Source organism: Gymnodinialimonas mytili, assembly GCF_037544085.1.
Lineage (GTDB): Bacteria > Pseudomonadota > Alphaproteobacteria > Rhodobacterales > Rhodobacteraceae > Gymnodinialimonas > Gymnodinialimonas mytili.
The window spans coordinates 294,760-317,596 of sequence record NZ_JBBIFW010000002.1; the positions used below are offsets into that span (position 1 = coordinate 294,760).

Annotated in this window: 31 protein-coding genes; 10 read left to right on the top strand and 21 right to left on the bottom strand. The window is 62.3% G+C overall.

Annotation, left to right across the window (positions count from 1 at the left end; all coding sequences use genetic code 11):
- Position 1: 1 nt before the first annotated feature.
- The 10 genes from V8J82_RS10915 to V8J82_RS10960 all read right to left on the bottom strand — a co-directional run bounded on the left by V8J82_RS10915 (position 2) and on the right by V8J82_RS10960 (position 9,287).
- Positions 2-628, bottom strand: coding sequence for a LysE family translocator (locus V8J82_RS10915; RefSeq protein ID WP_339975180.1), 627 nt, complete (start codon positions 626-628; stop codon positions 2-4).
- A 1-nt stretch (position 629) separates the two neighbouring features.
- Positions 630-1,268 (bottom strand): LysE family translocator, encoded by a 639-nt coding sequence (locus V8J82_RS10920; RefSeq protein WP_339975182.1) that lies wholly within the window; start codon positions 1,266-1,268, stop codon positions 630-632.
- Positions 1,269-1,275: 7 nt separating this feature from the next.
- Positions 1,276-2,424: an ABC transporter permease gene (locus tag V8J82_RS10925; protein ID WP_339975185.1), complete on the bottom strand. Its 1,149-nt coding sequence runs from the start codon at positions 2,422-2,424 to the stop codon at positions 1,276-1,278.
- Positions 2,425-3,966 (bottom strand): ABC transporter ATP-binding protein, encoded by a 1,542-nt coding sequence (locus V8J82_RS10930; RefSeq protein ID WP_339975187.1) that lies wholly within the window; start codon positions 3,964-3,966, stop codon positions 2,425-2,427.
- 254 nt (positions 3,967-4,220) lie between these two features.
- Positions 4,221-5,216 carry a BMP family lipoprotein gene (locus V8J82_RS10935; RefSeq protein WP_339975189.1) on the bottom strand — a complete coding sequence of 332 codons (996 nt, stop codon included), beginning with the start codon at positions 5,214-5,216 and terminating at the stop codon, positions 4,221-4,223.
- Positions 5,217-5,398: 182 nt separating this feature from the next.
- Positions 5,399-5,824: a GNAT family N-acetyltransferase gene (locus tag V8J82_RS10940; RefSeq protein ID WP_339975191.1), complete on the bottom strand. Its 426-nt coding sequence runs from the start codon at positions 5,822-5,824 to the stop codon at positions 5,399-5,401.
- Entirely contained in the window at positions 5,824-6,468 is a 645-nt protein-coding gene (tsaB, locus tag V8J82_RS10945) for a tRNA (adenosine(37)-N6)-threonylcarbamoyltransferase complex dimerization subunit type 1 TsaB (protein WP_339975193.1), read from the bottom strand. Before tsaB ends, V8J82_RS10940 begins: the two co-directional genes overlap by 1 nt.
- A 123-nt stretch (positions 6,469-6,591) precedes the next feature.
- Positions 6,592-7,047 carry a GFA family protein gene (locus V8J82_RS10950; protein WP_339976028.1) on the bottom strand — a complete coding sequence of 152 codons (456 nt, stop codon included), beginning with the start codon at positions 7,045-7,047 and terminating at the stop codon, positions 6,592-6,594.
- Positions 7,004-7,567 (bottom strand): NifU family protein, encoded by a 564-nt coding sequence (locus V8J82_RS10955; RefSeq protein ID WP_339975195.1) that lies wholly within the window; start codon positions 7,565-7,567, stop codon positions 7,004-7,006. Before V8J82_RS10955 ends, V8J82_RS10950 begins: the two co-directional genes overlap by 44 nt.
- Positions 7,568-7,649: 82 nt before the next feature.
- On the bottom strand, positions 7,650-9,287 hold the full coding sequence (locus tag V8J82_RS10960) for an FAD-dependent oxidoreductase (protein ID WP_339975197.1): 1,638 nt from the start codon (positions 9,285-9,287) through the stop codon (positions 7,650-7,652).
- A gap of 162 nt (positions 9,288-9,449) precedes the next feature.
- Between V8J82_RS10960 and V8J82_RS10965 the strand changes: the two genes are divergently transcribed.
- Both V8J82_RS10965 and V8J82_RS10970 read left to right on the top strand, forming a co-directional pair.
- The gene (locus V8J82_RS10965; protein WP_339975199.1) at positions 9,450-9,653 is read left to right on the top strand and encodes a ParD-like family protein; all 204 of its coding nucleotides are present in this window, start codon (positions 9,450-9,452) and stop codon (positions 9,651-9,653) included.
- A gap of 289 nt (positions 9,654-9,942) precedes the next feature.
- Complete coding sequence (locus V8J82_RS10970) at positions 9,943-10,092, top strand: hypothetical protein (RefSeq protein ID WP_339975202.1); 150 nt, start codon at positions 9,943-9,945, stop codon at positions 10,090-10,092.
- Positions 10,093-10,103: 11 nt separating this feature from the next.
- Here the strand turns inward: V8J82_RS10970 and V8J82_RS10975 are convergent, their stop codons facing one another.
- The 4 genes from V8J82_RS10975 to trpS all read right to left on the bottom strand — a co-directional run bounded on the left by V8J82_RS10975 (position 10,104) and on the right by trpS (position 13,577).
- Entirely contained in the window at positions 10,104-10,559 is a 456-nt protein-coding gene (locus V8J82_RS10975; RefSeq protein WP_339975204.1) for a universal stress protein, read from the bottom strand.
- A gap of 139 nt (positions 10,560-10,698) precedes the next feature.
- Positions 10,699-11,562: a branched-chain amino acid aminotransferase gene (locus tag V8J82_RS10980; protein WP_339975206.1), complete on the bottom strand. Its 864-nt coding sequence runs from the start codon at positions 11,560-11,562 to the stop codon at positions 10,699-10,701.
- Positions 11,563-11,955: 393 nt separating this feature from the next.
- The gene (locus V8J82_RS10985) at positions 11,956-12,465 is read right to left on the bottom strand and encodes a VOC family protein (protein WP_339975208.1); all 510 of its coding nucleotides are present in this window, start codon (positions 12,463-12,465) and stop codon (positions 11,956-11,958) included.
- Between the two features lie 86 nt (positions 12,466-12,551).
- The gene (gene trpS / locus V8J82_RS10990; protein WP_339975210.1) at positions 12,552-13,577 is read right to left on the bottom strand and encodes a tryptophan--tRNA ligase; all 1,026 of its coding nucleotides are present in this window, start codon (positions 13,575-13,577) and stop codon (positions 12,552-12,554) included.
- A gap of 92 nt (positions 13,578-13,669) precedes the next feature.
- Here trpS and V8J82_RS10995 point away from each other — a divergent pair, with 92 nt between their 5' ends.
- Both V8J82_RS10995 and V8J82_RS11000 read left to right on the top strand, forming a co-directional pair.
- Positions 13,670-14,353 carry a rhomboid family intramembrane serine protease gene (locus V8J82_RS10995; RefSeq protein ID WP_339975212.1) on the top strand — a complete coding sequence of 228 codons (684 nt, stop codon included), beginning with the start codon at positions 13,670-13,672 and terminating at the stop codon, positions 14,351-14,353.
- A 62-nt stretch (positions 14,354-14,415) separates the two neighbouring features.
- Positions 14,416-14,886, top strand: a complete 471-nt coding sequence (locus V8J82_RS11000; protein ID WP_339975214.1) for a DUF427 domain-containing protein — start codon at positions 14,416-14,418, stop codon at positions 14,884-14,886.
- A 4-nt stretch (positions 14,887-14,890) separates the two neighbouring features.
- On the opposite strand, the gene V8J82_RS11005 is transcribed toward V8J82_RS11000, so the two are convergent.
- The 3 genes from V8J82_RS11005 to V8J82_RS11015 are packed head-to-tail and all read right to left on the bottom strand — an operon-like array spanning position 14,891 to position 16,680.
- The gene (locus V8J82_RS11005) at positions 14,891-15,490 is read right to left on the bottom strand and encodes a hypothetical protein (RefSeq protein WP_339975216.1); all 600 of its coding nucleotides are present in this window, start codon (positions 15,488-15,490) and stop codon (positions 14,891-14,893) included.
- The gene (locus V8J82_RS11010) at positions 15,474-15,959 is read right to left on the bottom strand and encodes a HugZ family pyridoxamine 5'-phosphate oxidase (RefSeq protein WP_339975218.1); all 486 of its coding nucleotides are present in this window, start codon (positions 15,957-15,959) and stop codon (positions 15,474-15,476) included. Before V8J82_RS11010 ends, V8J82_RS11005 begins: the two co-directional genes overlap by 17 nt.
- Positions 15,960-16,005: 46 nt before the next feature.
- Complete coding sequence (locus tag V8J82_RS11015; protein WP_339975220.1) at positions 16,006-16,680, bottom strand: hypothetical protein; 675 nt, start codon at positions 16,678-16,680, stop codon at positions 16,006-16,008.
- A 328-nt stretch (positions 16,681-17,008) separates the two neighbouring features.
- Here V8J82_RS11015 and V8J82_RS11020 point away from each other — a divergent pair, with 328 nt between their 5' ends.
- From V8J82_RS11020 to V8J82_RS11035, 4 genes are all read left to right on the top strand, one after another.
- Complete coding sequence (locus tag V8J82_RS11020; RefSeq protein WP_339975222.1) at positions 17,009-17,851, top strand: DUF6206 family protein; 843 nt, start codon at positions 17,009-17,011, stop codon at positions 17,849-17,851.
- Entirely contained in the window at positions 17,844-18,332 is a 489-nt protein-coding gene (locus V8J82_RS11025) for a tRNA (cytidine(34)-2'-O)-methyltransferase (RefSeq protein ID WP_339975224.1), read from the top strand. Before V8J82_RS11020 ends, V8J82_RS11025 begins: the two co-directional genes overlap by 8 nt.
- A 22-nt stretch (positions 18,333-18,354) precedes the next feature.
- Positions 18,355-18,672 carry a DUF5665 domain-containing protein gene (locus V8J82_RS11030; RefSeq protein WP_339975226.1) on the top strand — a complete coding sequence of 106 codons (318 nt, stop codon included), beginning with the start codon at positions 18,355-18,357 and terminating at the stop codon, positions 18,670-18,672.
- Between the two features lie 69 nt (positions 18,673-18,741).
- Entirely contained in the window at positions 18,742-18,993 is a 252-nt protein-coding gene (locus tag V8J82_RS11035) for a TFIIB-type zinc ribbon-containing protein (protein WP_339976029.1), read from the top strand.
- A gap of 15 nt (positions 18,994-19,008) precedes the next feature.
- Here the strand turns inward: V8J82_RS11035 and V8J82_RS11040 are convergent, their stop codons facing one another.
- The 3 genes from V8J82_RS11040 to V8J82_RS11050 form a co-directional block, all read right to left on the bottom strand.
- On the bottom strand, positions 19,009-19,743 hold the full coding sequence (locus tag V8J82_RS11040) for a metallophosphoesterase family protein (protein WP_339975227.1): 735 nt from the start codon (positions 19,741-19,743) through the stop codon (positions 19,009-19,011).
- A gap of 80 nt (positions 19,744-19,823) precedes the next feature.
- A complete protein-coding gene (locus V8J82_RS11045) occupies positions 19,824-20,393 on the bottom strand; it encodes a hypothetical protein (protein ID WP_339975229.1) in 570 nt (189 codons plus the stop codon).
- Between the two features lie 60 nt (positions 20,394-20,453).
- Complete coding sequence (locus V8J82_RS11050) at positions 20,454-20,897, bottom strand: hypothetical protein (RefSeq protein WP_339975231.1); 444 nt, start codon at positions 20,895-20,897, stop codon at positions 20,454-20,456.
- 79 nt (positions 20,898-20,976) lie between these two features.
- On the opposite strand from V8J82_RS11050, the gene V8J82_RS11055 reads away from it, so the two are divergent.
- Positions 20,977-21,330, top strand: coding sequence for an MmcQ/YjbR family DNA-binding protein (locus V8J82_RS11055; protein ID WP_339975233.1), 354 nt, complete (start codon positions 20,977-20,979; stop codon positions 21,328-21,330).
- 84 nt (positions 21,331-21,414) lie between these two features.
- Positions 21,415-22,029: an NYN domain-containing protein gene (locus V8J82_RS11060; RefSeq protein ID WP_339975235.1), complete on the top strand. Its 615-nt coding sequence runs from the start codon at positions 21,415-21,417 to the stop codon at positions 22,027-22,029.
- Between the two features lie 159 nt (positions 22,030-22,188).
- On the opposite strand, the gene V8J82_RS11065 is transcribed toward V8J82_RS11060, so the two are convergent.
- A complete protein-coding gene (locus tag V8J82_RS11065) occupies positions 22,189-22,821 on the bottom strand; it encodes a VPLPA-CTERM sorting domain-containing protein (protein ID WP_339975237.1) in 633 nt (210 codons plus the stop codon).
- Between the last annotated feature and the right edge of the window lie 16 nt (positions 22,822-22,837).

Below are 22,837 nucleotides of genomic sequence, written 5' to 3' on the forward strand. Positions count from 1 at the left end.
CTCAGATCCGGCTGGTGGCAAGTTTGAAGGCGGCGAAGGTGAAGAAGACACCGAGCGTGGCATCGATCCAGCGACGGGCGCTGGCATAGGCGGCCTGTACCGGCGCCGACACTAGCATGGCGGCCCAAAGGCGATGGATCACGGCGGATGCAGCAAAGGCCCCCACGGCGAAGATCAGGATGATCTCGACCGGCGGAACCGATGTGAAGGCGATGGCTGCCATGGCGGCCCAATAGGCAAGGGCTTTTGGCGAACTGGCGCCAAGTGTCAGGCCCGTCAGATAGGGGTGACGGCCAAGGCCCTGCGCGCCCAGGTCTTGGCGTGGGTGGGCGGTGCGGTGAAAGGCGCGCCACGCCAGCCACAGCAGGACCACGACGCCGAGCCAGCGCCCGATCTGCATGCTCCACCCGAATGTCGCGATGGCCGAGGCCAGGCCGAGGGCTGTGAGAGCTGCGAGCACAAATGCCGCCGTTGCGGTGCCAAGGGCGACCGCATTGGCGCCCCGGCGATCCCCGCTGGCCGCATAGGTGAGGATTGCCGCAACGACCGGGCCGGGCGTCAGGCCCGAAGCGATTTGCAGACCCCAGGCGGCGAGCAAACCGGGAAGATATGCGGCAAGCTCCGGCATCTCAGATCCGGGCCGTGGCGAGTTTGAAGGCGGCGAAGGCAAAGAACGCCCCCAAAGCGCCTTCGACATAGCGGCGGGTGCGCTGATACGCGGCGCGGACGGGGCTGGCCGACAGGGCCAACGCCCAGGCCGCGTGGCAGGCGAAGCTGAGCGCTGCGCAGGTGACCACAAACACCGCGATGACCCAAAGCGGGGCATTGGCCGTGGCGCCCACCGCCGCGATGGCCAACCAGAAGGCGATGGCTTTGGGGTTGGTGACTTGCAGGAGGTAGCCTTTGACGAACAGCGCCGGTGTGGATTGCCGGGCGACGGTCTGCGCCGCGATGGCGGGCGGGTGCACCGCCTTTTTGAACGCGCCATAGGCGAGGTAGGCCAGATAGGCGGAGCCGATCAGCTTGAGGGCCATCATGGCCCAGGCCGCTTGCGACAGGATCAGGCCGACCCCCAGGATCGTCAGGACGTTGATGGTGGCCGAGCCCGTCGCGATCCCCGCGCAGGCGATCAGCGCGGCGCTGCGCCCCTGGCCAAGCGACAGGCCCATCAGCATCGCCACGGCGGGGCCAGGGGAGGAGGCGCCCACAAACAGGATGCCGTAGGCGATGGCGAAGGCGGGCAGGAAGGGCAGGAGGGTATCGATCACGGGCACCTCATTCGGGCTTGGTGGCGTCGTCGGCGCTGTGATGCGCGGTTGCGGCCCCGGCTGCGGCGGCCCCGGATGGCCGGAAAGCGAGGAACAGACGCTCCATCGGCATCCGCACCATATTGTCGAGCGCTCCGGTAAACAGGATCACAAGGGCCTGTATCACTACCACCATTTCGCGGCTGACGGCGGGCATCTCGAATTCCAACTCGGCGCCGCCTTGGTAGAGCGCGCCAAAGAGCAGCGCTGCGAGGAAGACGCCAACCGGGTGGCTGCGGCCCATCAGCGCCACGGCGATGCCGACAAAGCCCGCCCCTTGCACGCTGTCGATCACCAGGCGCTCGGCCTCGCCCTGGACACCGTTGATGGCCATCATCCCGGCGAGCCCGCCTGAGATCAGCATCGCGATCATGGTGATCCGCACGGGGTTGATCCCGGCATAGATCGCGGCGGTTTCAGAGTGGCCGAAGGCGCGAATCTCATAGCCCAGGCGGGTGCGCCAGATCAGCAGCCAGACCGCGAGACAGGCGGCCAGCGCCACGAAGAAGCTGATATTCAGGGGCGTCGATGCGCGAAAGCCCAGGAAACCCGCGAAGGTGGCGGCGTTGGGCAGATGCGTCGCCGCGGGGAAGCGCGCGGTTTCCGGCGCCATGGAGCCTTCGACGCGGAACACATTGACCAGCAGATAGACCAGCAGCGCCGAGGCGATGAAGTTGAACATGATCGTGGTGATCACGATATGGCTGCCGCGTTTGGCTTGCAGATAGGCGGGGATTGCGGCCCAGGCGGCCCCGAAAACCGCGGCGGCCACGGTGCAGCCGATCAAGGCGAAGGACCAATGCGGCCAGGGCACGCTGAGCGCCATCACCGCCACGCCGAGCCCGCCAAGCGCAGCCTGCCCCTCACCGCCGATATTGAACAGGCGCGCGTGGAACGCGACGGCAACAGCCAGCCCGGTGAAGATGAAATTGGTGCTGTAGAACAGCGTATAGCCCCAGCCATAGGCCGAACCGAAGGCGCCGCGGATCATGATCGACATCGCCTCAATCGGGTTTTCGCCGATAAAAGCCACCACCGCGCCTGAGGCCAGCAGCGCAAGGATCACGCTGATCAGCGGGATCAGCAGAACGTCGGCCCATTTTGGCATCTTATCCATCTATGCGGCCCCCTGCGCTTCGTTCAGGCCCGCCATCAACAGGCCCAGATCGCCCTCGTTGGTCTCCGACGGCAGGCGCTCGCCACTGATCTGGCCGTCGAACATCACGGCGATGCGGTCGCTGAGGCCCATGATCTCATCGAGTTCCACCGAGACCAGCAGAACGGCCTTGCCCGCATCGCGCAGCGCGATGATCTGCTTGTGAATAAACTCGATTGCGCCGATATCGACGCCCCGTGTCGGCTGGCCGACCAGCAGCAATTCGGGCATTCTGTCCATTTCGCGCGCGACGACGATCTTTTGCTGGTTGCCGCCCGAGAAGTTCCGCGCGGGCAGGCGCGGATTGGGCGGGCGCACGTCGTAGCGTTCCATCTTTTCGGCGCAATCGGCTTTGATCGCCGCGTTGTTCATCAGCGGCCCGGATTGATACCGGCTGTCGTGGTGATAGCCGAAGGCGACGTTTTCCCAAGCCTCATAGGGCATGATCAGGCCCTCGACCTGGCGATCTTCGGGCACATGGCCGATGCCGCGCATCCGGCGCGATTGACCGTCACTCTCGCGGCCCGTCAGATCAATGGGGTCGCCATGCAAAGTCACCTTGCCGGATGTCGCCGGGATCATGCCGCCCAAAACCTCAAGCAATTCGGTCTGGCCGTTGCCCGCAACGCCCGCAATGCCCAGGATTTCGCCCGCGCGGATCTGGAACGAGATGGATTTGACGCGCTCCACCCCGCTGTCATCCACGACACGCAGATTTTGCACATCCAGCACCACATCGCCCGGCTGGGCGGGGGCCTTGTCGACCTGGAGCAGCACTTTACGGCCCACCATCAGTTCGGCGATTTCGGTGGGCGAGGTTTCAGCGGTTTTGACCGTGGCGGTCATCTGACCACGCCGCATCACGCTGACCGTGTCGGTGATATCCATGATCTCGCGCAGCTTGTGGGTGATCAGGATGATGGTCTTACCCTCTTCCTTCAGACGCCCGAGAATGCGGAAGAGTTGATCGGCCTCCGCCGGAGTCAACACGCCGGTGGGCTCGTCCAGGATCAGGATATCGGCGTGGCGGTAGAGCTGTTTCAGGATCTCGACCCGTTGCTGGTGACCAACCGACAGGTCTTCGACCACCGCATCGGGGTTCACGTCGAGACCGTATTCGTGGGCGAGTTCCGTCAAGGTGCGGCGGGCCTTCGCAATAGAGGGTTGCAGCATCGCGCCATCCTCGGCGCCGAGAATGACATTCTCGACGACGGTGAAATTCTCGACCAGCTTGAAATGCTGGTGGACCATCCCGATCCCGGCGCGGATGGCGGCCTGGCTGTCAGGGATTTGCGTTTGCGTGCCGTTGATCCAGATCTCGCCGCTATCGGCTTTGTAAAACCCGTAGAGGATCGACATCAGGGTCGATTTACCCGCGCCGTTTTCGCCCACAATGCCGTGGATGGCGCCTTTGGCGACGCTCAGCGAGATGTCTTTGTTGGCCTGGACGGGACCGAAGGCCTTGGAGATGCCTTTGAGTTCAATGGCGGGGGCGGCTGTCATCGATGGCACGCTCTCTTATGTTTGATCCAAGGCGCATCGGCGCTGATCCGCGGGGTGTCGCTTGCGGCAGCTGAGCGATGCGATTGAGGGTGAAGCGTCATTCGACCGTCTGCCGTAAGCGTCAATTTGCAGAAGCGCCGCCCCAGGGGGCGGGTCGGTACTGGCGCGGTGGTTTGGCCTTTGTTCCGCATCAGACCATGTCCTGGACCGCACCACATTCGGCGCGGTCCAGCTGGGTGTTTTCGCGGCGCGATTTACTGCATCGGGACCGGGCAGGTGCCGTCCTCGGTGAAGTTGTGCACGGAGATCTCACCGGCGATGATCTGTTCCCGCGCGGCTTCGACGGCGGCGATCATTTCTTCGGTGACCAGCTCGGCGTTGAACTCGTCCATCGCGTAGCCCACGCCGTCCTCGGCGAGACCCAGAACGGTGATGCCGGGTTCAATCGCGTCGGCGCTGAAGGCGTTGTAGACGGCCACATCGACGCGCTTGACCATGGAGGTCAGCACCGAGCCGGGATGCAGGTAATTCTGGTTCGCATCGACCCCGATGGAGAGGATGCCCTCATCCTCGGCGGTTTGCAGAACGCCCAGGCCGGTGCCGCCCGCCGCAGCGAACACGACGTCCGAGCCTTGGCCAATCTGGCCGCGGGTCAGCTCGCCGCCGCGCACGGGATCGTTCCAGGCGGCCGGTGTGGTGCCGGTCATGTTGGCGATTATGCTTGCATCGGCGTTGGCGGCCACGGCGCCCTGGGCATAGCCGCAGGCAAAGCGCGAGATCAGGGGGATGTCCATTCCACCCACGAAGCTGACGGTGCCGGTTTCCGAGGCCAGCGCGGCCATCATGCCGACCAGATACGAGCCTTCATGTTCGGAAAAGATGATCGATTGCACATTGGGCTGATCGACCACGCCGTCGATGATCACGAAGCTTGTGTCGGGATAGTCGGGGGCCACAACCTCAAGCGCGGAGGCTTGGCTGAAGCCCGCCATCACGATCGGGTTGGCGCCGGATTCGGCGAGGCGGCGCATGGCCTGTTCGCGCTGGGCGTCGTTCTGCAACTCGATCTCGCGATAGGTGCCGCCGGTTTCTTCGGCCCAACGCTCGGCGCCGTTGAACGCGCTTTCGTTGAAGGACCGGTCGAATTTGCCGCCAAGGTCAAAAATCACGGCAGGGCCGTCGGCCAGCACGCCGGTGGCCGAGATGGCCAAGGTGGCGGCGGCGCCGAGAAGGGTTTTCATCAATGTCATAATCGTCGGTCTCCCGGTTGGTTGCGCGGTGCTTGGCCTTATGGAATGGCCGCATCCCCGATGTTCCAGATCCGTTGGTTAACGGAATCCCCATGGGGAATAAGTGCAAAGGGGGCCCGAGGGGTCAACCGGATTCGTCAGAATGCCCCGTCCAGCGCCGCGGCGTGACGCAACGTGCCCGTTTATCGGGCCGTGTTGGGGGTGGTCGTGGGCCGGGCCATGAGCACGGCATCGCTTTGCGTGCCATCGGCATGGCGGTAATAGCCGCGCCGCTGGCCGGTTTGCGTGAAATCGAGGCGTCGGTAGAGCGCCAGGGCGGGTATATTTGTGCTGTCGACGTCAAGCATCAGCGTTGCTGCCCCGGCATTGTGGGCGGCGGCAAGCGTCTGGCCCAAGATCGTATGGCCATGGCCCTGGCCGCGATGGGCCGGATCGATGACGATGGTGAGTAATTCGGCTTCGGGCGGGATCACTTGTACCAGGGCAAATCCGTGTTCGTTGGTGACGCATTTGATGGTGGGTTTGGCGAGGAGTGTTTCGATCTCGGCCTCGGACCAGCCGCGCGTGAAACTGGCAGCATGCAGCCGCGCCATGGTGGCGGCATCCATCACGGCAGGATCGGTTTGACTTGCGCCACCGGTGCGGCGTCGGGCGGTTGCACGTAGAGTGGGGCCGGGCGCGGCTGGGGCTGGCTTAGGCGTTGCGCGGCCACCCGCGCGATGGACGGTGCCAGAGGGGGGCCATCAATCCGGGCGGTCAGGGGATGCCAGGATCGTTCGGGAAGTGCTGCGCCCGGGCTGGCGATCAGGGCGGGATTGCGGGCTGCGTCCAGTGGCGGCAACGCGGCGTCCGACCCGACGAGCTGTGGCGCAGAGCGGCACGTGCCGAAGGCCTGGGCGTAGAAGCTGTTGCGCGGGCCGGGGATCGCGACCAGAGCGTCGTCGCTGCGCCCGTGATACAGCGCGTCGAAGCCAGTCACGCCGATGGCTGGAATGTCCAGGGCAAGGGCCAGTCCACGGGCGGCGGCGACGGCGATGCGGATCCCGGTGAAGTTGCCTGGCCCGGTTCCAACCCCAATCGCGGCGAGATCCTGGAGCGTTGTATTGGCGTGGCCAAGCGTGTCTTCAATAAGCGACATCAGGTGCTGACCTTGGCCCTTGGGCATGTCGAGGCGACGCTCGGCAAGGAGATTGCCGCCGTCGAGCAGGGCGGTGACGACCCAGGGGCCGGATGTGTCAAAGGCGAGGATCATGGTGTTGGACTAGGGGTTTACGTGGGGGGCGGCAAGGGTGCGCGCCTGTGGCGCGCTTGGGGGCTCTGCCCCCGTCCTTCGGACACCCCCGGAGTTTTTTGCCAAGATGAAAGGGGCGCGAGATCACTCTTTGAGACGGTCGCGACCGGAGGCGCTGTCGCGGGGCAGGTCGTCATCTATGTGCAACCAGGGCAGGCGGCTGGAGATATGGGAATGGCTTTGCGGGGGCAGGTCGGCCGCCTGGTCCAGAAGGCCAAGCGGCACATAGACCTGACCCGGCAGGTAGTCGTAGGCGGCACATAGTTGTGTGCCGCAATCCTGACAGAACCAGCGATCGACGCCTTTGGTAAAGCTCTTCCGGGGGCCTTTGCCGGGTATAAAATCCACGCCATCGGGCGCAAAGGCGGCAAAGGCCGCAACGGGTGCCCCGGTGATGCGGCGGCAATCAGCGCAGTGGCAATAGCTGAGAGTTTGAGGCGGCGCCGCGGCCTGGAGGCGTGTGCGACCGCAATAGCAGCGGCCGGTGATGGCGAGATCAAAGCTCGACAGGGCGAACCTCGACGACCTCGGGGATGTAATGGCGTAAGAGGTTCTCGATGCCCATCTTCAGAGTCAGGGTCGAGGACGGGCAGCCAGCGCAGGCGCCTTTCATCCGCAGATAGACCACGCCGCGGTCAAAGCCGTGGAAAGTGATATCGCCGCCATCCTGCGCCACGGCGGGGCGCACGCGGGTATCGAGCAAGCTCTTGATCTGGCCCACAACTTCGCCATCCTCGCCGTCATGGTCTTCATGACCGGCGGTCGCGGCGCCTTCCCCCTCCATCACCGGCGCGCCGGATTGGAAATGTTCCATGATCGCGCCGAGGATCGCGGGCTTCACATGGTCCCATTCCACGGCATCGGCTTTGGTGACGGTCACGAAATCGGTGCCGAAAAACACGCCCGTCACACCGTCAACTGCGAAGATCCGGGTGGCCAAGGGCGATTTATCCGCGGTTTCGGCGGATGGGAAATCGGCGGTTCCGGCATCCAGCACGGTTTGGCCGGGCAGGAATTTCAGCGTCGCGGGGTTCGGCGTGGATTCGGTTTGGATGAACATGGGCGCAATCCTTATCTGTCCACTCAGATATGCGACCCGGGCCGGATGAAGTCAAGACTTCTGGAATGATTCTAAAGTAAGATCATTCCGCGGCATTGCTCCGTCCCGCTGTTTCGGGCCAGTCGAGGCCTTTCTCGGTCAGATGGTCCTCGAAATAGCTCCGGAAGGGGGGAATCGCATCTGCAAGTTTCATGAATTCTTCGCGGTCGAGCACCATGACGATGGTATCCTCCGCCGCCCTGGCTGTGGCCACACGGCGTGTGGCGCCCAACACCATTCGTTCGCCAAAGTGCCCACCGGGGCCGACGCGGCGACTGGCGGGTTGGCCAGGTTGCGGTGTTTCTGTGGTGATCTCAACGGCGCCTTCGATCACGGTATAGAACCCGTCGGCGCGGTTGCCCTGCTCATAGATCCGGTCGCCTGCGCGGTAATGGATATGTCGCGCGGCGGGTGGGGTGTGGGATTTCAGATTGACCAGGCTGCGCGGGGTGACCCAATCGAGCACCCAATGGCTGAGCACCCAAACTTTTGCCGGGAAGCCGGGCAGGAATGCGACGTAATAGGCGCGCCAGAGCAGCCAGGCCAGGAACCCCGTCAGCCGCACGCCCATCACATCGGCCACGCCGCGCCGGGCGCCAAGCGACGCCATGGCGCCTTTGGAGGTGTAGGCGAAAGGTCTGGTGGCTTCGGCACGGGCGGCACGCGCGATATTGGCGGCGAGCTGTTTGGCCTCTCGCACCGCGAATTGGGCAGTGGGTGGCGCGAAATCGCCGCGCGCCTCGGCGCCGTCTTTCATCGGGATCAGGGCGCAATCCCCCAGCGACCAGACATTGCCGCGATCCGGCACGGATAGGTCGCGCGCCACAGCGATCCGGCCTTGGGTCAGGGGCAGGTCCATCCGGGCCACAACGGGGGCGGGCGCGTTGCCGATGGTGGCAACCACGGTGCGGGTATCGATCAAATCGCCGGCAGTGGTGGTGATCTGGGTGCCGGTGGCTGAGGCGATGCCGGTGTTCAAGCGGATCTCGACCCCGCGCTTTTCCAATTGCTTCTGGGCATAGGCGCGCAGGGTATCAGGCATTTCGGCCAGGATTTTATCGGCAAATTCCAAGACGATGATGCGGATCTCGTCACGCGAGACATTGGGGTAGTATTTCAATGAACGGTCGATCAATTCGGCCATCTCGCCCACGGTCTCGATGCCGGAAAAACCGCCGCCGATCACAGTGAAGGTCAGCGCGCCGCGCTTCACTTCGGGCAGGTTGGTGATGTCGGCATGTTCCAGCCGCTCGATCACATGGCCACGTAGGCGCCGCGCATCTTCGAGTGATTTCATCGTCAGCGCATGGGGCGCCAGACCCGGCGTGCGGCTGAGATCGACGACCTGGCCGAGGGCAATCACGAGGTGATCGTAGGAAATCTCTGTCGGGCGCCGCTGAACACCTTGGAAAACGGTCACGGTTTTGGCGTCGAAATCGACGCTGTCGACGATGGCTTTGCGGACCCGCACATGTTTCAGCAAGAACCGGAAGGGCGATGTGGCGTGGATCGGCGTCACGGATCCCGCGCCGACCTCGGGCAGGAGCGGCTGGAAGACGAAGTAGTTTTCGGCGGTGACCAGCTCAATCTCGGCGCCGTCGCCGAATTCACGCCGCAGCGCGCGGGCCGTGTAAAGGCCGCCAAAGCCGCCGCCGAGGATGACGATACGTGGTTTGGGCATGGAAGCGGTCCCCGCGATGCGTTGCGTCACGATGATAGCCCGCGCAGATGGCGGATGCGAGGGAGGGACATACGCAATTTAGCGATCGCGGATAATTGTGAGATTTGGTCTAGACAGAATGTATACGATACATGAACGAATCATATGTTTTTGAGATGGGCCATGGGATTGGTCAAAATGGACGAAAAACTGCATGAACATGTTCGGCGGGCCAGCGCCGTCATGTGTCGATCTATCAAAGCGCAGGCGGAATTCTGGATGAAAATCGGGAGACTTGCAGAGGCGAACCCGACCATGGCGTTCACGGATATCGTAAGACTGCAGTTTGAGGACGCGTCGGTCGGCCCCGAAACCGACGCCGCTTAGATGACCGGAGCGTGACCGCCATGACGCCAGACCTCGCACAGGATATCGACGCTTTTTTCAAGGCCTATATCGATACATTTGCGCGTGTGAGGACCCTGACGCAATTAGTGCGTTGTGGGAGGATGTGGGCTTGTTCCCGTCGCCCACGGGAAACTTCCCAATGGAGAAGGACGCATTCCGAGCACATTGCGAGTCCATTTTGGAGGTCTATCGGTCGCAGGGTGTCGCGCGCTCTGTTGGGGAGTTGCTTTCCTAGGTCGAGCTGTTCCCGAATGTCGTGCAAGCGCGCATGGCGTACCAGATGCTCGACGATGCGGGCGAGATCGTCGCGTCATGGGAGCATGTCTCTATTCTGCGCAAGACAGATCAATGGCGCGTTTCGCTCACGATCGCAGATGACGAGATGGCCGCCTGGGCAAACCGAGAGGCGCAGCCATAGTTGCGGCCGCTCTAGGTAATCACCTCAAGCTGTTCCTTGCTCAGCTCGACGGGCACGACGGTCATCGGCACGGGCAGATTGCCCGCCTGTTTTGTAAGCGCGGTGACCAGGGGGCCGGGGCCGCCTTTCCCGGAATTGGCGCCCAGGACCAACACGCCGACCTCTTCGCTTTCGGCGATATGGGCGAGGATTTCGTCCACGGGTACGCCTTCGCGGATCACCAGGTTGGGGTCGACATCCTGTTTATCGTGCATCCATTTGGCGAAAACGTTGAAATGCGCCTCGATCCGTTCGCGGGCTTCGGCGCGCATCACTTCGCCGACACCAATCCAATGGTTGAACTCGTCTGGCGGGATGATCGACAGGATCTCGACCCCACCGCCAGTGTTGTGCGCGCGCATTGCGGCAAAGCGCATCGCGTTCAGGCATTCGCGGGTATCATCGAGTATCACGAGAAATTTGCGCATCGATTTGGTCCCTCTTCCGACGCCGCACGATGACGGAGCCGCGCCGGACTGTCCATCGCAGATTTTCCCGAAGACAGCCGTGCCACGCCCGTTTTTCGCGCGGAAAACCACACGGAAAACGAGTTTTATCGGCTGCGCCTTAGGCCGCTGAGGCCGCCCAATCCCAATAAAGCTCGCGCGCGCGGCGGGCGATGGGCCCGTGTTGGTAATGGGTGTCTTCGAAGGCCACAACCGGCGTGACCTTGTTGAGATTGCCGGACATGAACACCTCATCCGCGGCGCGGAAATCATCGAAGGTCAGCACGGTTTCGGTCACCGTATAGCCGTCGGCGCGCAGGTTCTTCATATGGCGTTGACGGGTGATGCCGTTCAGGAAGGTGCCGTTCGGGATCGGCGTGAAGACCTCGCCATCGCGGACCATGAACACATTCGCTGTCGCCGTCTCCGCCACGTTGCCCATCGCGTCGCAGACCAGCGCGTTGTCGAAGCCTTTGGAGCGCGCCTCCATCAACATACGCGCATTGTTCGGGTAAAGGCATCCAGCTTTCGCGTCGAGCACGGCGGTGTTCAGGATCGGCCGGTGAAACCGCGTTGTGGATAGGGTCGACACCGCATCGGGCGCGCCGATGGGCACCTCTTCGAGACAGACGAAGAACCCGGCCTCACTTTCGGCGGGCACGATGCCATAGGCGCCGCCATCGATGCCGAAGAAATTCGGTCGGATATAGACGGGTGTGTCCTTGGGATAGCGCTTCAGCCCTTCCCACACGATATCGTGGATCTCTTCGCCGGTTTTACCGGGATGCAAGCCAAGCGCCTTGGCCGAGCGCACCACGCGGTCGCAATGGCGGCGCAGATCGGGCGCCAACCCGTTCACATAACGCGCGCCGTCAAAGACAGTGGTTCCTTGAAACGTGGCATGGTCACCGGCGCGCATGACCGGCACATCATCGTCGTGCCACGCGCCATCCACATAGGTTTTTACATTGGTGCCATTTGCCATGGACATCCCCCCGAACCATCATTCGGGGGGAGCGTATGCTGCGATCAGATGCCAGGTCCAGAGGTGAAGCCCTGCTGGTAGGACATTGATGCACCGACGCGCTGTTCCGCGCGCGGCTGGGTCCGGTCCGGCTTACGATCAAGCCGGATCTGTTTACTCGATTTACTCGATGTCTTGCGACAGGTCGCGCGGGTCGACGCAACACGGTCTGCGATGCGGTCAGTGCGACTATCGGTCGGCGAATCCGACCGAGTGGTGAGATGTCTGGTCATTGCAGATCCCCCCGGATGAGCGGTGTACTTGTTTGGAGTAGCGCTAACATACCGACAGAAATGTTAATGTCTAGTTAATAAAACGGTTACTTATGTGCGCAAATGCGCAGACCAGGCCAATTCATGGAGTCTTGGAGGCCAGAAGCGTTTTGGTTTCAGCAACATAGTCCGGGATCGAAAACCGGTCGTTGACCATCGTCAAATTTCCGGCCGCGTCTTTGGGCCACTCGGATTGCGGAAAGTCGTAATACAGCTCCACGCCATTGCCATCTGGATCGCGCAGATAGACCGCCGTGCTGACACCGTGATGGGCCGCGCCGTCAAATGGGATGCCCGCCTCCATGACGCGCTCAATCACCTCCACCAGCGCCGCGCGATCTGGGTAGAGAAATGCCGTATGGTAGAGCCCGGTATGGCCAGGTGGCGGCGGGCCTGCGCCTTTGCTGTCCCAGACATTCAGGCCGATATGGTGATGGTAGCCATCCGCCCCCAGAAACGCGGCGCTATCGCCGTATTTCAGGTTCAAGGTGAAGCCGAGCACGCCCTCGTAAAAGGCAATGGCCCGATCCAGATCCGCGACGCGCAGATGGACATGGCCGACATGGGTGCCGCTTGGGGCTTTGTAACTCATTGCAGGGCTCCTTTCGCAAAGACGCCCTATCCTACGGTCGCATGACGGTGACGCAATTCGCCGCGAATGCAGAGCAGATGTGCGCTTTAGCTGCGCAGCATCCCGACAATGTCGTAGGTCTGCTCCAGGATCGGCACCGTGATCTCTCGCGCGCGCTCGGCGCCACGGCCCAGAATGCGGTCGATCTCGGCGGGGTCGTCCATCAGGCGGCTCATCTCGGACGCGATGGGGGCGAGCTTGTCGACCGCCAGATCCGCCAACGCGACCTTGAAATGCCCAAACAGGCTACCGGCATGCTGATCCAGCACCGCCTGTGGCGCGATATCGGCCAGGGCGGCGTAGATATTCACCAGATTGCGGGCATCGGGGCGCTCGGCCAGGTCGTCAAACGCGTCGGGCAGCGGGTCAGGATCGGTCTTGGCCTTGCGGATCTTCTTGGCAATCGTATCGGCATCGTCGGTCATGTTGATGCGCGTCTTATCGGCGGGGTCCGATTTCGACATCTTCTTGGTGCCGTCCTGCAGGTTCATCACCCGCGTGGCAGCGCCCCTGATCACCGGCTCGGTGATCGGGAAGAAGTCCACGCCGTAATCATGGTTGAACTTCGCCGCGATATCGCGCGTCAACTCCAGATGCTGTTTCTGGTCGTCACCCACCGGCACGTGGGTGCCGTGATAAAGTAGGATATCGGCGGCCATCAGCGCGGGATAGGCGAGCAGACCCAGCGACGCGGCCTCGGCGTTCTTGCCGGCCTTGTCCTTGTACTGGGTCATCCGCTGCATCCAGCCCATCCGGGCGATGCAGTTGAAAATCCACGCAAGTTGCGCATGTTCGGGCACCTGGCTCTGGTTGATCAGGATGCTTTTTTCCGGGTCAATGCCGGACGCGATGAAGCTTGCGCAAAGCTCCCGCGTGTTGCTGCGCAGTTCATCGGGATCCAGCAGTTTCGCGGTGATCGCGTGCAGATCGACCATGCAGTAGACCGTCTCGTATTCGCCCGCATTCTGCATGTCGACGAAATGCTTAACCGCACCCAGATAGTTGCCGAGATGCAGGTTTCCCGATGGCTGGATGCCCGAGAAGACGCGCGGGGTGAATTGGGTCTCTGCCATGATCCGATCCTTTTGCGCCCAGCCCCACTGGCCAAGCGCCGCGCAACCGCTTACCCACGGGGACACATATCGTCAACCAAGGGTCCCCTGTGATGGAGAACCACAACGTCTCACCCTTCCACGCGCTGCCCAAAGTGGTGATCGCTCTGGCGGTTGTGATCTTCGGCATCGAGGTGATGTTTCAACTGGCCGAGGCCGGGTTTCTGGGCGGGCAGGGCGGGATCGGCTGGCGTACCGCCGCGTTCGAGAACTACGCGGTGTTGGATCAGGTCTGGGCCTGGATGGTGACGAACCAGACCTTCCCGCTTGAGCATCTGGTGCGGTTCATCACCTATCCTCTGCTGCATCTTGGTTTTGTGCATGCGCTGTTGGTCTGCGTCTTCGTGCTGGCTTTGGGCAAGATGGTCGCGGAAGTCTATTCGATGTGGGCGTTTCTGGCCGTATTCTGGGTGGCGTCGATCATGGGCGGCTTGGGCTATGTGTTGATCTTGGACAGCCGTTTTCCATTGGTGGGTGGATATCCGGGTGTCTACGGTCTGATCGGGGCGTTCACCTTTCTGATGTTGATGCGGGCCGAGGCCGAGGGCAGCGGACGTGCGCGCGCCTTCGCCCTGGTCGGCGCCTTGCTGGCGGTGCAGTTGTTATTTGCCTTGATCAACGGTGATTTCGGATCGGTCATATCGGATTTCTGCGGGTTCCTGACTGGCCTTGCATTGTCCTTTGTGGTCAGCCCCGGTGGCTGGCGCCGTGTTCTGTCGCGGATGCGGCAACGCTGAGGGGTTTGCCGAAAGGTGCGGCGGGTTACATCCTGTTCCGTTGCAGATTGGAAAGGCCCAGAATGCTGCCCGTTGAACATGTTCAGGATTATCCCCGTCCACCCGCACTAGAGCCGGTGGCGCAGCCTCTGCGTGCCTCTTTCGGCGGAGTGCCCATTGTCGAGACCGAGGCGGCGCTGCGTGTGTTGGAGACGCATCACGCGCCCAGCTATTACATCCCGCCTGCTGACGTTCTGATGTCGGCGTTGGTGCCCACGCAGCATCAGACGTTCTGCGAATGGAAGGGGCGCGCGATCTATTTCGATCTGGTCGTGAACGGCAAACGCGCCCGCAATGCGGCATGGAGCTATCCGGCGCCCACCGCGCGGTTTGAGGCGCTGAAGGATCACCTCGCCTTTTACGCCACGGCCTTGGACGATGCCTATGTGGGCGCCATCAAAGTGGTGCCGCAGCCGGGGGATTTCTATGGTGGATGGGTGACGCCCAATCTGACCGGTCGCATCAAAGGCGCGGCCGGAACGTTGCACTGGTAACGTCTTACTGGGCGGCGGTGGCCATGGGGTCCATCTGCGAGGACCGGGCATTACGGAAGCGCGTCAATGTGCGACCATTGCTGACATCCCGCAGGCTCCAGCCATCCTGGCTTTTGTGGTAGCCATAATGCAGGCGATGCCCATGGACGGTCAGCATGGTCAGCGCGCCCGCATCCTGATCCGATTTGACGAAGGCGCGCATCTCGCGCACCCACATCTGCTGGTTGCCCTCTGCGAGCCCCCAAATCCCGGAAAACGTGCGCCATCCCTCGACGCAAGCGGATTTGACCGTGTAGGTGCCGTCAGCGTCGAAAATCCAAACGTCGCGGCTGGTCACTTCGCGCCATGCGCCGACCGGCGTTTCGCCTCGGCCCGACATGCGGAAATAGCGGTGATCTTGCCAGACCAGACCCGCGCCACCATCCTCGAACCGCAGTTGCGCGGCAGGTTCCGAGATATGATAGGCGCCATCGCCCGTGATCTCGTAGATCTGGGGTTGGCCGGGCAGTCGCCATTGGCCGATCAGGTCGGGATCGACCCGTCGCCGGGCCTTGACGGGCATGAATGTGATGCGGCGTTGCGTTTGATCAGAGGGGTAAGACATCATGGGGCAGCAGTCTGTAGGCTTTGCCGAAGCCTCCATTCAGAAGCCCAGCGGTTGGCATGAAGCGGAACAGAACAAAATCCGCGAAATCGAAATACAACTGAGCCTTTGGATACAAACCCAAATAGTGCTCTCTTAAGTCAAGTTTGTGACAATTTTTAGCTTCCGCTTGCAGAGTAAGGCGTGGATGTGTCAGCGGATCGCCCTTGGCGCCGGGCTCGCCGATCAGCAGGGAACAGGTGGGGTTGGCCGTCAGCGCGGTGGTGTGGGCCGACAATTCGGATATCAGGCTCAACGGCGCGCCGCCAGGGCCCGGGACCAGTGCAACCCGGGTCACCATCGGGCCGCCGGTCTGGGGATCGATCACGCCCAGTGCCGCAAAGCGGGCCTGCTGGATCAAGTCCCGTGCAAGTTGGCGAGCGTCATCGTCGGTGGGATTGATCGGGTCTTTTTTGGGGGTGTTGGCCATGGTCTGATTGTATCAGGCGCGCCGCGCGCAGAGTAGGGCCGCGCGATCAGAATTCGTGCCAGAGCGCTAGCGATACCCCGAGATTGTCCGACCCGGTCAGCGGCGCCCGCACGCCAAGCTGTACCGAGGTGGTTTCGGTGAAGTCATAGACGATAGACGGGGAGGCCGTGGCCAGCAGATCGGCATCGGGCCAATCCTCGACCTTGATTTGGAAGATTGCGGCGAACCGGTCCGACAGCCTGAACCCGGCAGTGCCCTCGACCTGCCAGATGAGCGCGGACTGGCCGAGATTGTACAGGCCCACACCGTCAAGCGTCAGCCAGCCGCCCTGATGGCTTAGCGGCATGTACCACGCATCCCCGCCATCGCCGAAGCCGCGCCCGAGCGAGGCGCCGATCCGGATCAGCCCGTCGGACTCTTGCTCACCGACCCGCCGCATCCCGGCACCGGCATCAACGGCAAACTGCCATGTCGCGTCAGATGGGGTCAGCGTGTAGCGCACGAAGCCAACCGCCTGGCGCGTTTCCTCGCCAAAGCCGATATCGGCGCCAAGGGTCAGATCACGGCCGAGGCCAAGTTCGAAATAGGTGCTGGTAAAGATCTCAGGCTCCCACAGGCCCAGCATGACATCGCTGGGCGCTTCGGCTGCTGAGATCTGAAAAGAGATAAACCCATCGCCTTGCGCACGCGCCCATGGGCCAGCGGATGCGGGGCTGCTCACCCCTATCGCCAGTACGCAGATCCCAAAAACCGTGACGCTTGCGCAACGCATGGCGCGGATAAGACTCTGGTAAGGTTAACAAACCCCTAACGTGACTTGCCCGCGCGCAGGGTGCGCAGGCATCCTTTACCCCTGCCACGAGCACCATGGGGGGATTCGCGGCCATATGGGTTTTGCGCAGCGTGAAACGGCGCAACCGCACGCATCTTCGTGCGACGTGCCAGCATCCTGTCGCTGATCGGACCGCCCCCCTGATGGAGTAATTTACAGTGCCGGAGTGGCCCGTTTTTTGACGGCCGGCCCGCCGATGTGACGTTTAGGGTAGTCAGTGTCTGATTTAACCGGAGCCATCCGATCCACCTTGTCCGACAGCGCCACGCCGGCTGCTGATCCTCGGTACTTTGGGTTGCCTCTGCGGCCTCAATCAGGTCCCCTGGCGGGCTATGTGGTCACGGCTTACCGGGGCGGACGTGACCCGGATGTACAAGAATTGCTGGTGCGGCGCCATGCAGCCTATGTCGATTGCCTCACGCTTGCCGGGGTGCGCGTGCCCGAGACGCAAATCCGCCTGATCGATGATGCCGGCACGCAGCGGCCCGTCATTGTGCAGCAGGCGATCCCGGATGCCGCGATGATGCCTCGGATGATGCAACACGCCGCGCCGCAGATGGCCATCGACTTGCTGGATCAGGTCGCCACGCAAGCCGCGGAGTTCTGGCGCCGCGTGGCACAGCGGCCCGAACGGATCGGGCTCCATGCGCAGCTTGATCGCTTTGCCCTGGCCGAGGATGGCGCACTTGTGTTTCTGGATACGTTTCCGCCGCTGATCGCCTATAGCCGCGATGAAATGGGCGTGCTGATCCAGCGCTTTGCCGACAATGCCTTGATCCGCGGGCTGGGCAAGGTGCTGCCTGGGCGCATCCGCGACGTGCAAGACCGTTGGTACACGCCCGCAGGATCGGTCTCGACCCTGATCGAAGGGGCGTTGAAGCTGCGCCCGCAGGACCATGATGCGATCATTGCCTGGGCCGAGCACTTTGCGGCCACCCGCCTTGAAGGCCCGTGGCGCAACGCGGTCCAGGCGCAGCTTGCGCGACAGGAACGGCTGCACCGGGCGCGTGTCAAAGGCTGGCCTGGGCTTAGCGGGCGACGCGACCGGCCCCATGCCTGAGGCCGATCCCGCGACGCGGATGAAAATCGTCCTCGTCCATCCCGAGATCCCCGGCAATACCGGCTCGATTGGACGCACATGTGTGGCGCTGGATCTGGAATTGATCCTGATCCATCCGCTGGGATTCGATCTGACCGAGAAATCGGTCCGTCGCGCGGGGTTGGATTATTGGAAACATGTACAACTGAGCGAATATGCCTCTTGGCAGGCGTTTCTGGATGACCGCGCACTTCGTTCTGGGCAGATGTTTCTATTCGAGAATGATGGCGCCGCGGGCGGTAGTGTCTACGATATGGCCTGTCCGCGAGATGCCTATCTGGTCTTCGGTCGCGAAACCAAAGGCCTGCCCGCCGAGATCCGCCAGGGCCGCGAGGCGCAGACCTTTTGCCTTCCGATGCGGTCGCCCCATATCCGGTCTTTGAACTTGGCAAATGCCGTGACGGCGGTCGCCTATCAGGCTTTGACACCGTATCTGTCCTAGCCGTCCAGACGAAGGGAACGACATGCGCAGGAGAAAAACACCTCAATCGACCGATGCGGATCAGGTGAAATCCCTGGAGGCCGAGGTGCACGCCCTACAAAGCGAATTGGCGCTGATGCGGCAGCATAAGATGTTCCTATTGTATCAATCCGTTCCGAAGGTGCTGCTGTTCAAGGCGGCACAGGGGGCTGCGGTTGGTCTCGGAACGGTGTTGGGGGCGACGGTTCTGCTGTCGCTGATGGTTTGGGCGCTGAGCCAGATCGAGTTCATTCCGATTATCGGTGAATGGTCCGTCAGCCTTGCGGAGGAAATCCAGGCCATCATCTCGGAGGCCGAATAACTGGACCCGTTGCGTCGCGCCGTCGCACACCTACATCCAAGGGAACACAGTTTGCTGATGGAGAGCGCGATGCAATGCCCGGTCGATGGAACCCAATTGGTGATGAGTGACAGGCAGGGGGTCGAGATCGACTATTGCCCGCAATGTCGCGGGGTTTGGTTGGATCGCGGCGAACTCGACAAGATCATCGAGCGCTCTGTTCCGCCCAGCGCTCCAGCCGCCGCGCCACGCTCGGACCGTGGGGATTATGATGACGATCGTCATCGCGGCCATCGCAAGAAACGCCGCGGGTCGTTTCTGGATGAGATTTTCGATTTTTGATCAACCGTCCCCGGTCTAGGCCGATAGAAAGCTGATCTCACCATCCGGCATAACCCGTGCCGCCGTGAGCGCGCCACCGTAGACAGCACCGGTATCGACGGCGATGCGCCCCGCATCGGCGTAGGGCACGTCGACTGGAATATGACCGAAGGCAACCCATTGGCCATCCTCGCGCTCGACCTCCAGGAACGCGCCGTAGCCCCACATCAGACGCTTGGGATCCTGTTTCGACATCGCAATCGCGGGATCTGCGCCAGCATGGACCACCCAAAGATTGCCGGATGACCAGGAGGTCGGCAAATGACTCAGCCAGCTGACAAGCTGCGGCGTCAAAGCCTCTCGCAGCGCGTTTGCGGTGTCCATGAGGGCCTTGGCGTCCTTGGCGGCGGCGCGCGACAACGGGCTGATGCCAAAGCTTTTGAGGGTTTCGGAGCCGCCATGTTTCAACCAGCGTTTGGCGTGTCCCGTCGGCGCGCCGAGAAAGTCGAGCATCATGTCTTCATGGTTGCCCGCCAGGCCGGTGACCATGGCAGGGTAACTTGCGGTCATCTCGGCCACGAAACGCAATACATTCGCGCTGTCTTTGCCGCGGTCGATGTAATCGCCGACAAAAACCACTTCGCCACCGCCGAGCCTTGCAATATCGGTATCGATCTGGTCGAGCAGCCGCGCCAATTGGTCGACACAGCCATGGACGTCACCGATCACATAGGTCGGGGTCTTTGGCTGCGGGGCCTGCCAACGCGTCATGGGATGCTCTGAGCCTCAGGGTTTTGGATCCTCCGCCCAATTGCAGCGGCGGGGCGCGGGAAGGCAAGAGCCGTCTGACGTCAATAGATCTTGCAGGGTGCCTCTGCCGCGGCGGGAAGCGCGGCGTAGCTGACGCCTTTCACATCAGCGCGGCCAGTGTCGGCAAGGTGGTTGGCCACCGCGATACGGATCGCCTCATCGCTCAGATAGGGACGTAGCGCTTCGAGATCGATCAAAGCCCGTGTGACTGAAAGGGGGCGGAGACGGCGCGTCGGGTCATCGGGTGCATCATCATCCAGCACGACGGCATCTGCGCGGGTGCCATGCGGCACATGCCCGAACAGATCGCCTATGGACGGTTTTGCGCGCAGAAATGCTTCGGACAAAGCGGCCCTGGCCTCTGTCACTGCGGCTTCTGCCGGTTTGTAGCGGCGCTCGGCCAAATCGAGCTGCGCCTGCAGCGGGCGCGTATGCATCAGGCGTGCCTCGGCCAGGTCGGCCTGCAGCCCGGCCAGATGATCCAGCGCCTTGGCCGCGCCATCCTGGGTCAGACCGGGATCCGCCGCGAGCGCCTGCGCGCGGTCGCACCATCGTGCCGTGCGGCCCCGCAATGCGGTGGCCGGGCAGGGGGGAGCGGGGTTATGGGACATATCGTTGGGCATGTCCGTGAGGCTGACTGATTCCGGTTAACCGACCATTACCGGATCGTCTCAAACCGAGGGCGTCTCCGTGCAGGATCTGAAACGCGCCACGGGCTCTGCGGCCCCCTCAAGCGACAGGGTCACAATCGCGGCGCCGCTGAACCCGGTGGCGGTTGCGTTGAATTGTAGACCATCCAGGACGTTGCCAAATCCACGGTCGCTGACGCTCAGCGACCGGCGGTCGGGTGACACGACATGGCGCGTCGTGCGGATCGTGTTGGGCCGCGGCCCGTCGAAGCGCATGCCGAATTCCGCGCTTGGCGGCCAAGGTTCGGGCAATGTCATGGTGATTGTGTAAAGCGGCACGGCGGGGTCGTAAGTGAGATGGACGCTGACCGCCGCCTCGGTATGGGAGAGCGTGCATCGCGTGCCGTCGACGCCCGCTTGCCAGGCTTCGGCCGCGGAAGCGGTCAGGGCGAGTGCCAGCAATACGGGGGGCAGATGTCGTATCATGGCAGGAAAGATAGGCGCCGCGCTGCGGATGGCGAGGCCCGGGCTTGCAGCCTGCGACGTGCTGCGCAAAGGTTCCGGTATGACGCGCGAAGAATTCAACGCCTTTTGCGGCGGTATGACGGCCACGACCCATGTCGTGCAATGGGGCAATGCGGATGTCTGGAAAGTCGGTGGCAAAGTCTTCGCGCTGTGCGGTTGGCACGAAGAGCGCGACGCCTTTATCTTCAAAGTTGGTGATGTCGCGTTTGAGGTGCTGCCCCAGCAGCCCGGTATTCGCCCCGCACCCTATATGGCCTCACGTGGCATGAAATGGGTGCAGGTCTACGAGGCGGGCGCGCTGTCCGAAGCCTCCCTGCGAGAGCACATCGTGGCCAGCTACGACATGGCGGTCGGCAAGCTGACAAAAAAGCTGCGGGCGGAGTTGGGTCTTTAACGCTTTGGGTTCACGCTGCAGGGCCACGTCGAAGTCGCCACTGAACTGAGCCATCTGATATCCCCGATTTGGAAAGTGGTTTGGATGCGTATCCCTCTTATCCTACTGGTTTTGTCCCTTGCCTGTGCTGGCGGGGCGGCTCTTCTCTACGGGCTCGTGCCAACTCTGCCCCTCGCCGTCGCGATGTTGGCCGCTTTTGCGGCGCTTCTTTTGGTCGTCAAATCCCTGGTCAGCGGTTCAAAGTCCAAGGCACCCCACGCGGTGATTGACGGCTCGAACGTGATGTATTGGAACGGTGAGACGCCAAATCTCGACACTCTGCGTGAAGTGATCGCGCAGCTGCGGGCCCTGGGTTATCAGCCGGGTATCATCTTCGATGCGAATGCGGGCTATAAGCTCGGAGGTCGCTATCTGGATGATCGCCATTTCGCGCGGCAATTGACCCTGCCCGCCGATCGCGTGCTGGTCGTGCCGAAGGGTGAGCCGGCTGATCCTACGATCCTTGCGGCCGCCCGCGATCTTGGCGCCAAAATCATCACCAACGACCGCTATCGGGATTGGGCCTCCGCCTTCCCGGAGGTGACGGAAACCGGGCGCTTGGTTCGAGGGGGCTATCGGAATGGGCAGCTTTGGTTGGATGACACGGCTTTGGCGGGGCGGGTGGGAAAGCGACCTGGGTCAGGTCAGCCGAAGGTGTGATGAACCATCCGCTATGGCGGGCCGAAGCGAAAGCATTGGGTGCTCAAACCGGATGCCCGAGGCTCATCCTGGCTTGCCGCGACGGCGCAGATCTGAGGCGAATAGAAAAAGGGCGGGTGCATGCCCCGCCCTTCAGGATTTGGTGTTGCGCGTTGCTCGCTACGCTGACCGGCGGCGCAAGAATGCGAGACCGCCGATTGCGGACAGCATCAGCAGGACCCCGGCGGGCAGCGGGACGGCGGCGATGCTGATCGAGTCGATATCGAACCCGTCAGTGGACCGCGTATCGGCATAGACGGAGCGCGAAATATCCCGGAAAATCAGGAAATCCCATGTTCCAGAGAAGTTTACGCTTGTGATTGCGGCCTCGGTATAGGCGCGGCCGTTATTCACTTGGCCGACAAGCTGAGTTGTCACCGCGTCAAACATGCCGTTCGCGTCGGCGCGTGCGACATATACCGCTGCCGCCTCAAAGTGCTCTGACGGGTTGGTGACTTCCACAACCATGGCCGGACCAGTGAAGGCCGGGCTGATCCGCAGAACCAATTCCGCGAAGCCGTCATTCTCCGTGGAAAGGCCGAGAGAGTAAAAATTCCCGTCGCCTGCGCCAAGATTGATGGCGCCGGCATCTGTCCGCGCCGGATTCGTCGAACAAATGCCCGTATCGGAACCAAAATTCGCAATGTTTGGATCACAATCGGCAAAAATCGGAGTGACCGTTGTAGCGGTCGCAGGTGCGGCAAATCCGGCAACAGCCGTCAGTGCAGCGAAAGCGAGCGTTTTGATATGCATCTTGCCCCTCAATGAA

Coding starts and splice junctions, on each gene's coding strand:
- V8J82_RS10980 (WP_339975206.1), bottom strand. CDS start 11,562: ATGGCAAATGGCACCAATGTAAAAACCTATGTGGATGGCGCGTGGCAC.
- trpS (WP_339975210.1), bottom strand. CDS start 13,577: ATGGCAGAGACCCAATTCACCCCGCGCGTCTTCTCGGGCATCCAGCCA.
- V8J82_RS11000 (WP_339975214.1), top strand. CDS start 14,416: ATGCTGCCCGTTGAACATGTTCAGGATTATCCCCGTCCACCCGCACTA.
- V8J82_RS11040 (WP_339975227.1), bottom strand. CDS start 19,743: ATGACGCGTTGGCAGGCCCCGCAGCCAAAGACCCCGACCTATGTGATC.
- tsaB (WP_339975193.1), bottom strand. CDS start 6,468: ATGATCCTCGCCTTTGACACATCCGGCCCCTGGGTCGTCACCGCCCTG.
- V8J82_RS11050 (WP_339975231.1), bottom strand. CDS start 20,897: ATGATACGACATCTGCCCCCCGTATTGCTGGCACTCGCCCTGACCGCT.
- V8J82_RS10930 (WP_339975187.1), bottom strand. CDS start 3,966: ATGACAGCCGCCCCCGCCATTGAACTCAAAGGCATCTCCAAGGCCTTC.
- V8J82_RS10915 (WP_339975180.1), bottom strand. CDS start 628: ATGCCGGAGCTTGCCGCATATCTTCCCGGTTTGCTCGCCGCCTGGGGT.
- V8J82_RS11060 (WP_339975235.1), top strand. CDS start 21,415: ATGCGTATCCCTCTTATCCTACTGGTTTTGTCCCTTGCCTGTGCTGGC.
- V8J82_RS11035 (WP_339976029.1), top strand. CDS start 18,742: ATGCAATGCCCGGTCGATGGAACCCAATTGGTGATGAGTGACAGGCAG.
- V8J82_RS10965 (WP_339975199.1), top strand. CDS start 9,450: ATGGGATTGGTCAAAATGGACGAAAAACTGCATGAACATGTTCGGCGG.
- V8J82_RS10995 (WP_339975212.1), top strand. CDS start 13,670: ATGGAGAACCACAACGTCTCACCCTTCCACGCGCTGCCCAAAGTGGTG.
- V8J82_RS11065 (WP_339975237.1), bottom strand. CDS start 22,821: ATGCATATCAAAACGCTCGCTTTCGCTGCACTGACGGCTGTTGCCGGA.
- V8J82_RS11025 (WP_339975224.1), top strand. CDS start 17,844: ATGCCTGAGGCCGATCCCGCGACGCGGATGAAAATCGTCCTCGTCCAT.
- V8J82_RS10935 (WP_339975189.1), bottom strand. CDS start 5,216: ATGACATTGATGAAAACCCTTCTCGGCGCCGCCGCCACCTTGGCCATC.
- V8J82_RS10960 (WP_339975197.1), bottom strand. CDS start 9,287: ATGCCCAAACCACGTATCGTCATCCTCGGCGGCGGCTTTGGCGGCCTT.
- V8J82_RS10975 (WP_339975204.1), bottom strand. CDS start 10,559: ATGCGCAAATTTCTCGTGATACTCGATGATACCCGCGAATGCCTGAAC.
- V8J82_RS10925 (WP_339975185.1), bottom strand. CDS start 2,424: ATGGATAAGATGCCAAAATGGGCCGACGTTCTGCTGATCCCGCTGATC.
- V8J82_RS11005 (WP_339975216.1), bottom strand. CDS start 15,490: ATGTCTTACCCCTCTGATCAAACGCAACGCCGCATCACATTCATGCCC.
- V8J82_RS10955 (WP_339975195.1), bottom strand. CDS start 7,567: ATGTTCATCCAAACCGAATCCACGCCGAACCCCGCGACGCTGAAATTC.
- V8J82_RS11030 (WP_339975226.1), top strand. CDS start 18,355: ATGCGCAGGAGAAAAACACCTCAATCGACCGATGCGGATCAGGTGAAA.
- V8J82_RS10970 (WP_339975202.1), top strand. CDS start 9,943: ATGGCGTACCAGATGCTCGACGATGCGGGCGAGATCGTCGCGTCATGG.
- V8J82_RS11055 (WP_339975233.1), top strand. CDS start 20,977: ATGACGCGCGAAGAATTCAACGCCTTTTGCGGCGGTATGACGGCCACG.
- V8J82_RS10940 (WP_339975191.1), bottom strand. CDS start 5,824: ATGGATGCCGCCACCATGGCGCGGCTGCATGCTGCCAGTTTCACGCGC.
- V8J82_RS10985 (WP_339975208.1), bottom strand. CDS start 12,465: ATGAGTTACAAAGCCCCAAGCGGCACCCATGTCGGCCATGTCCATCTG.
- V8J82_RS11010 (WP_339975218.1), bottom strand. CDS start 15,959: ATGGCCAACACCCCCAAAAAAGACCCGATCAATCCCACCGACGATGAC.
- V8J82_RS11045 (WP_339975229.1), bottom strand. CDS start 20,393: ATGTCCCATAACCCCGCTCCCCCCTGCCCGGCCACCGCATTGCGGGGC.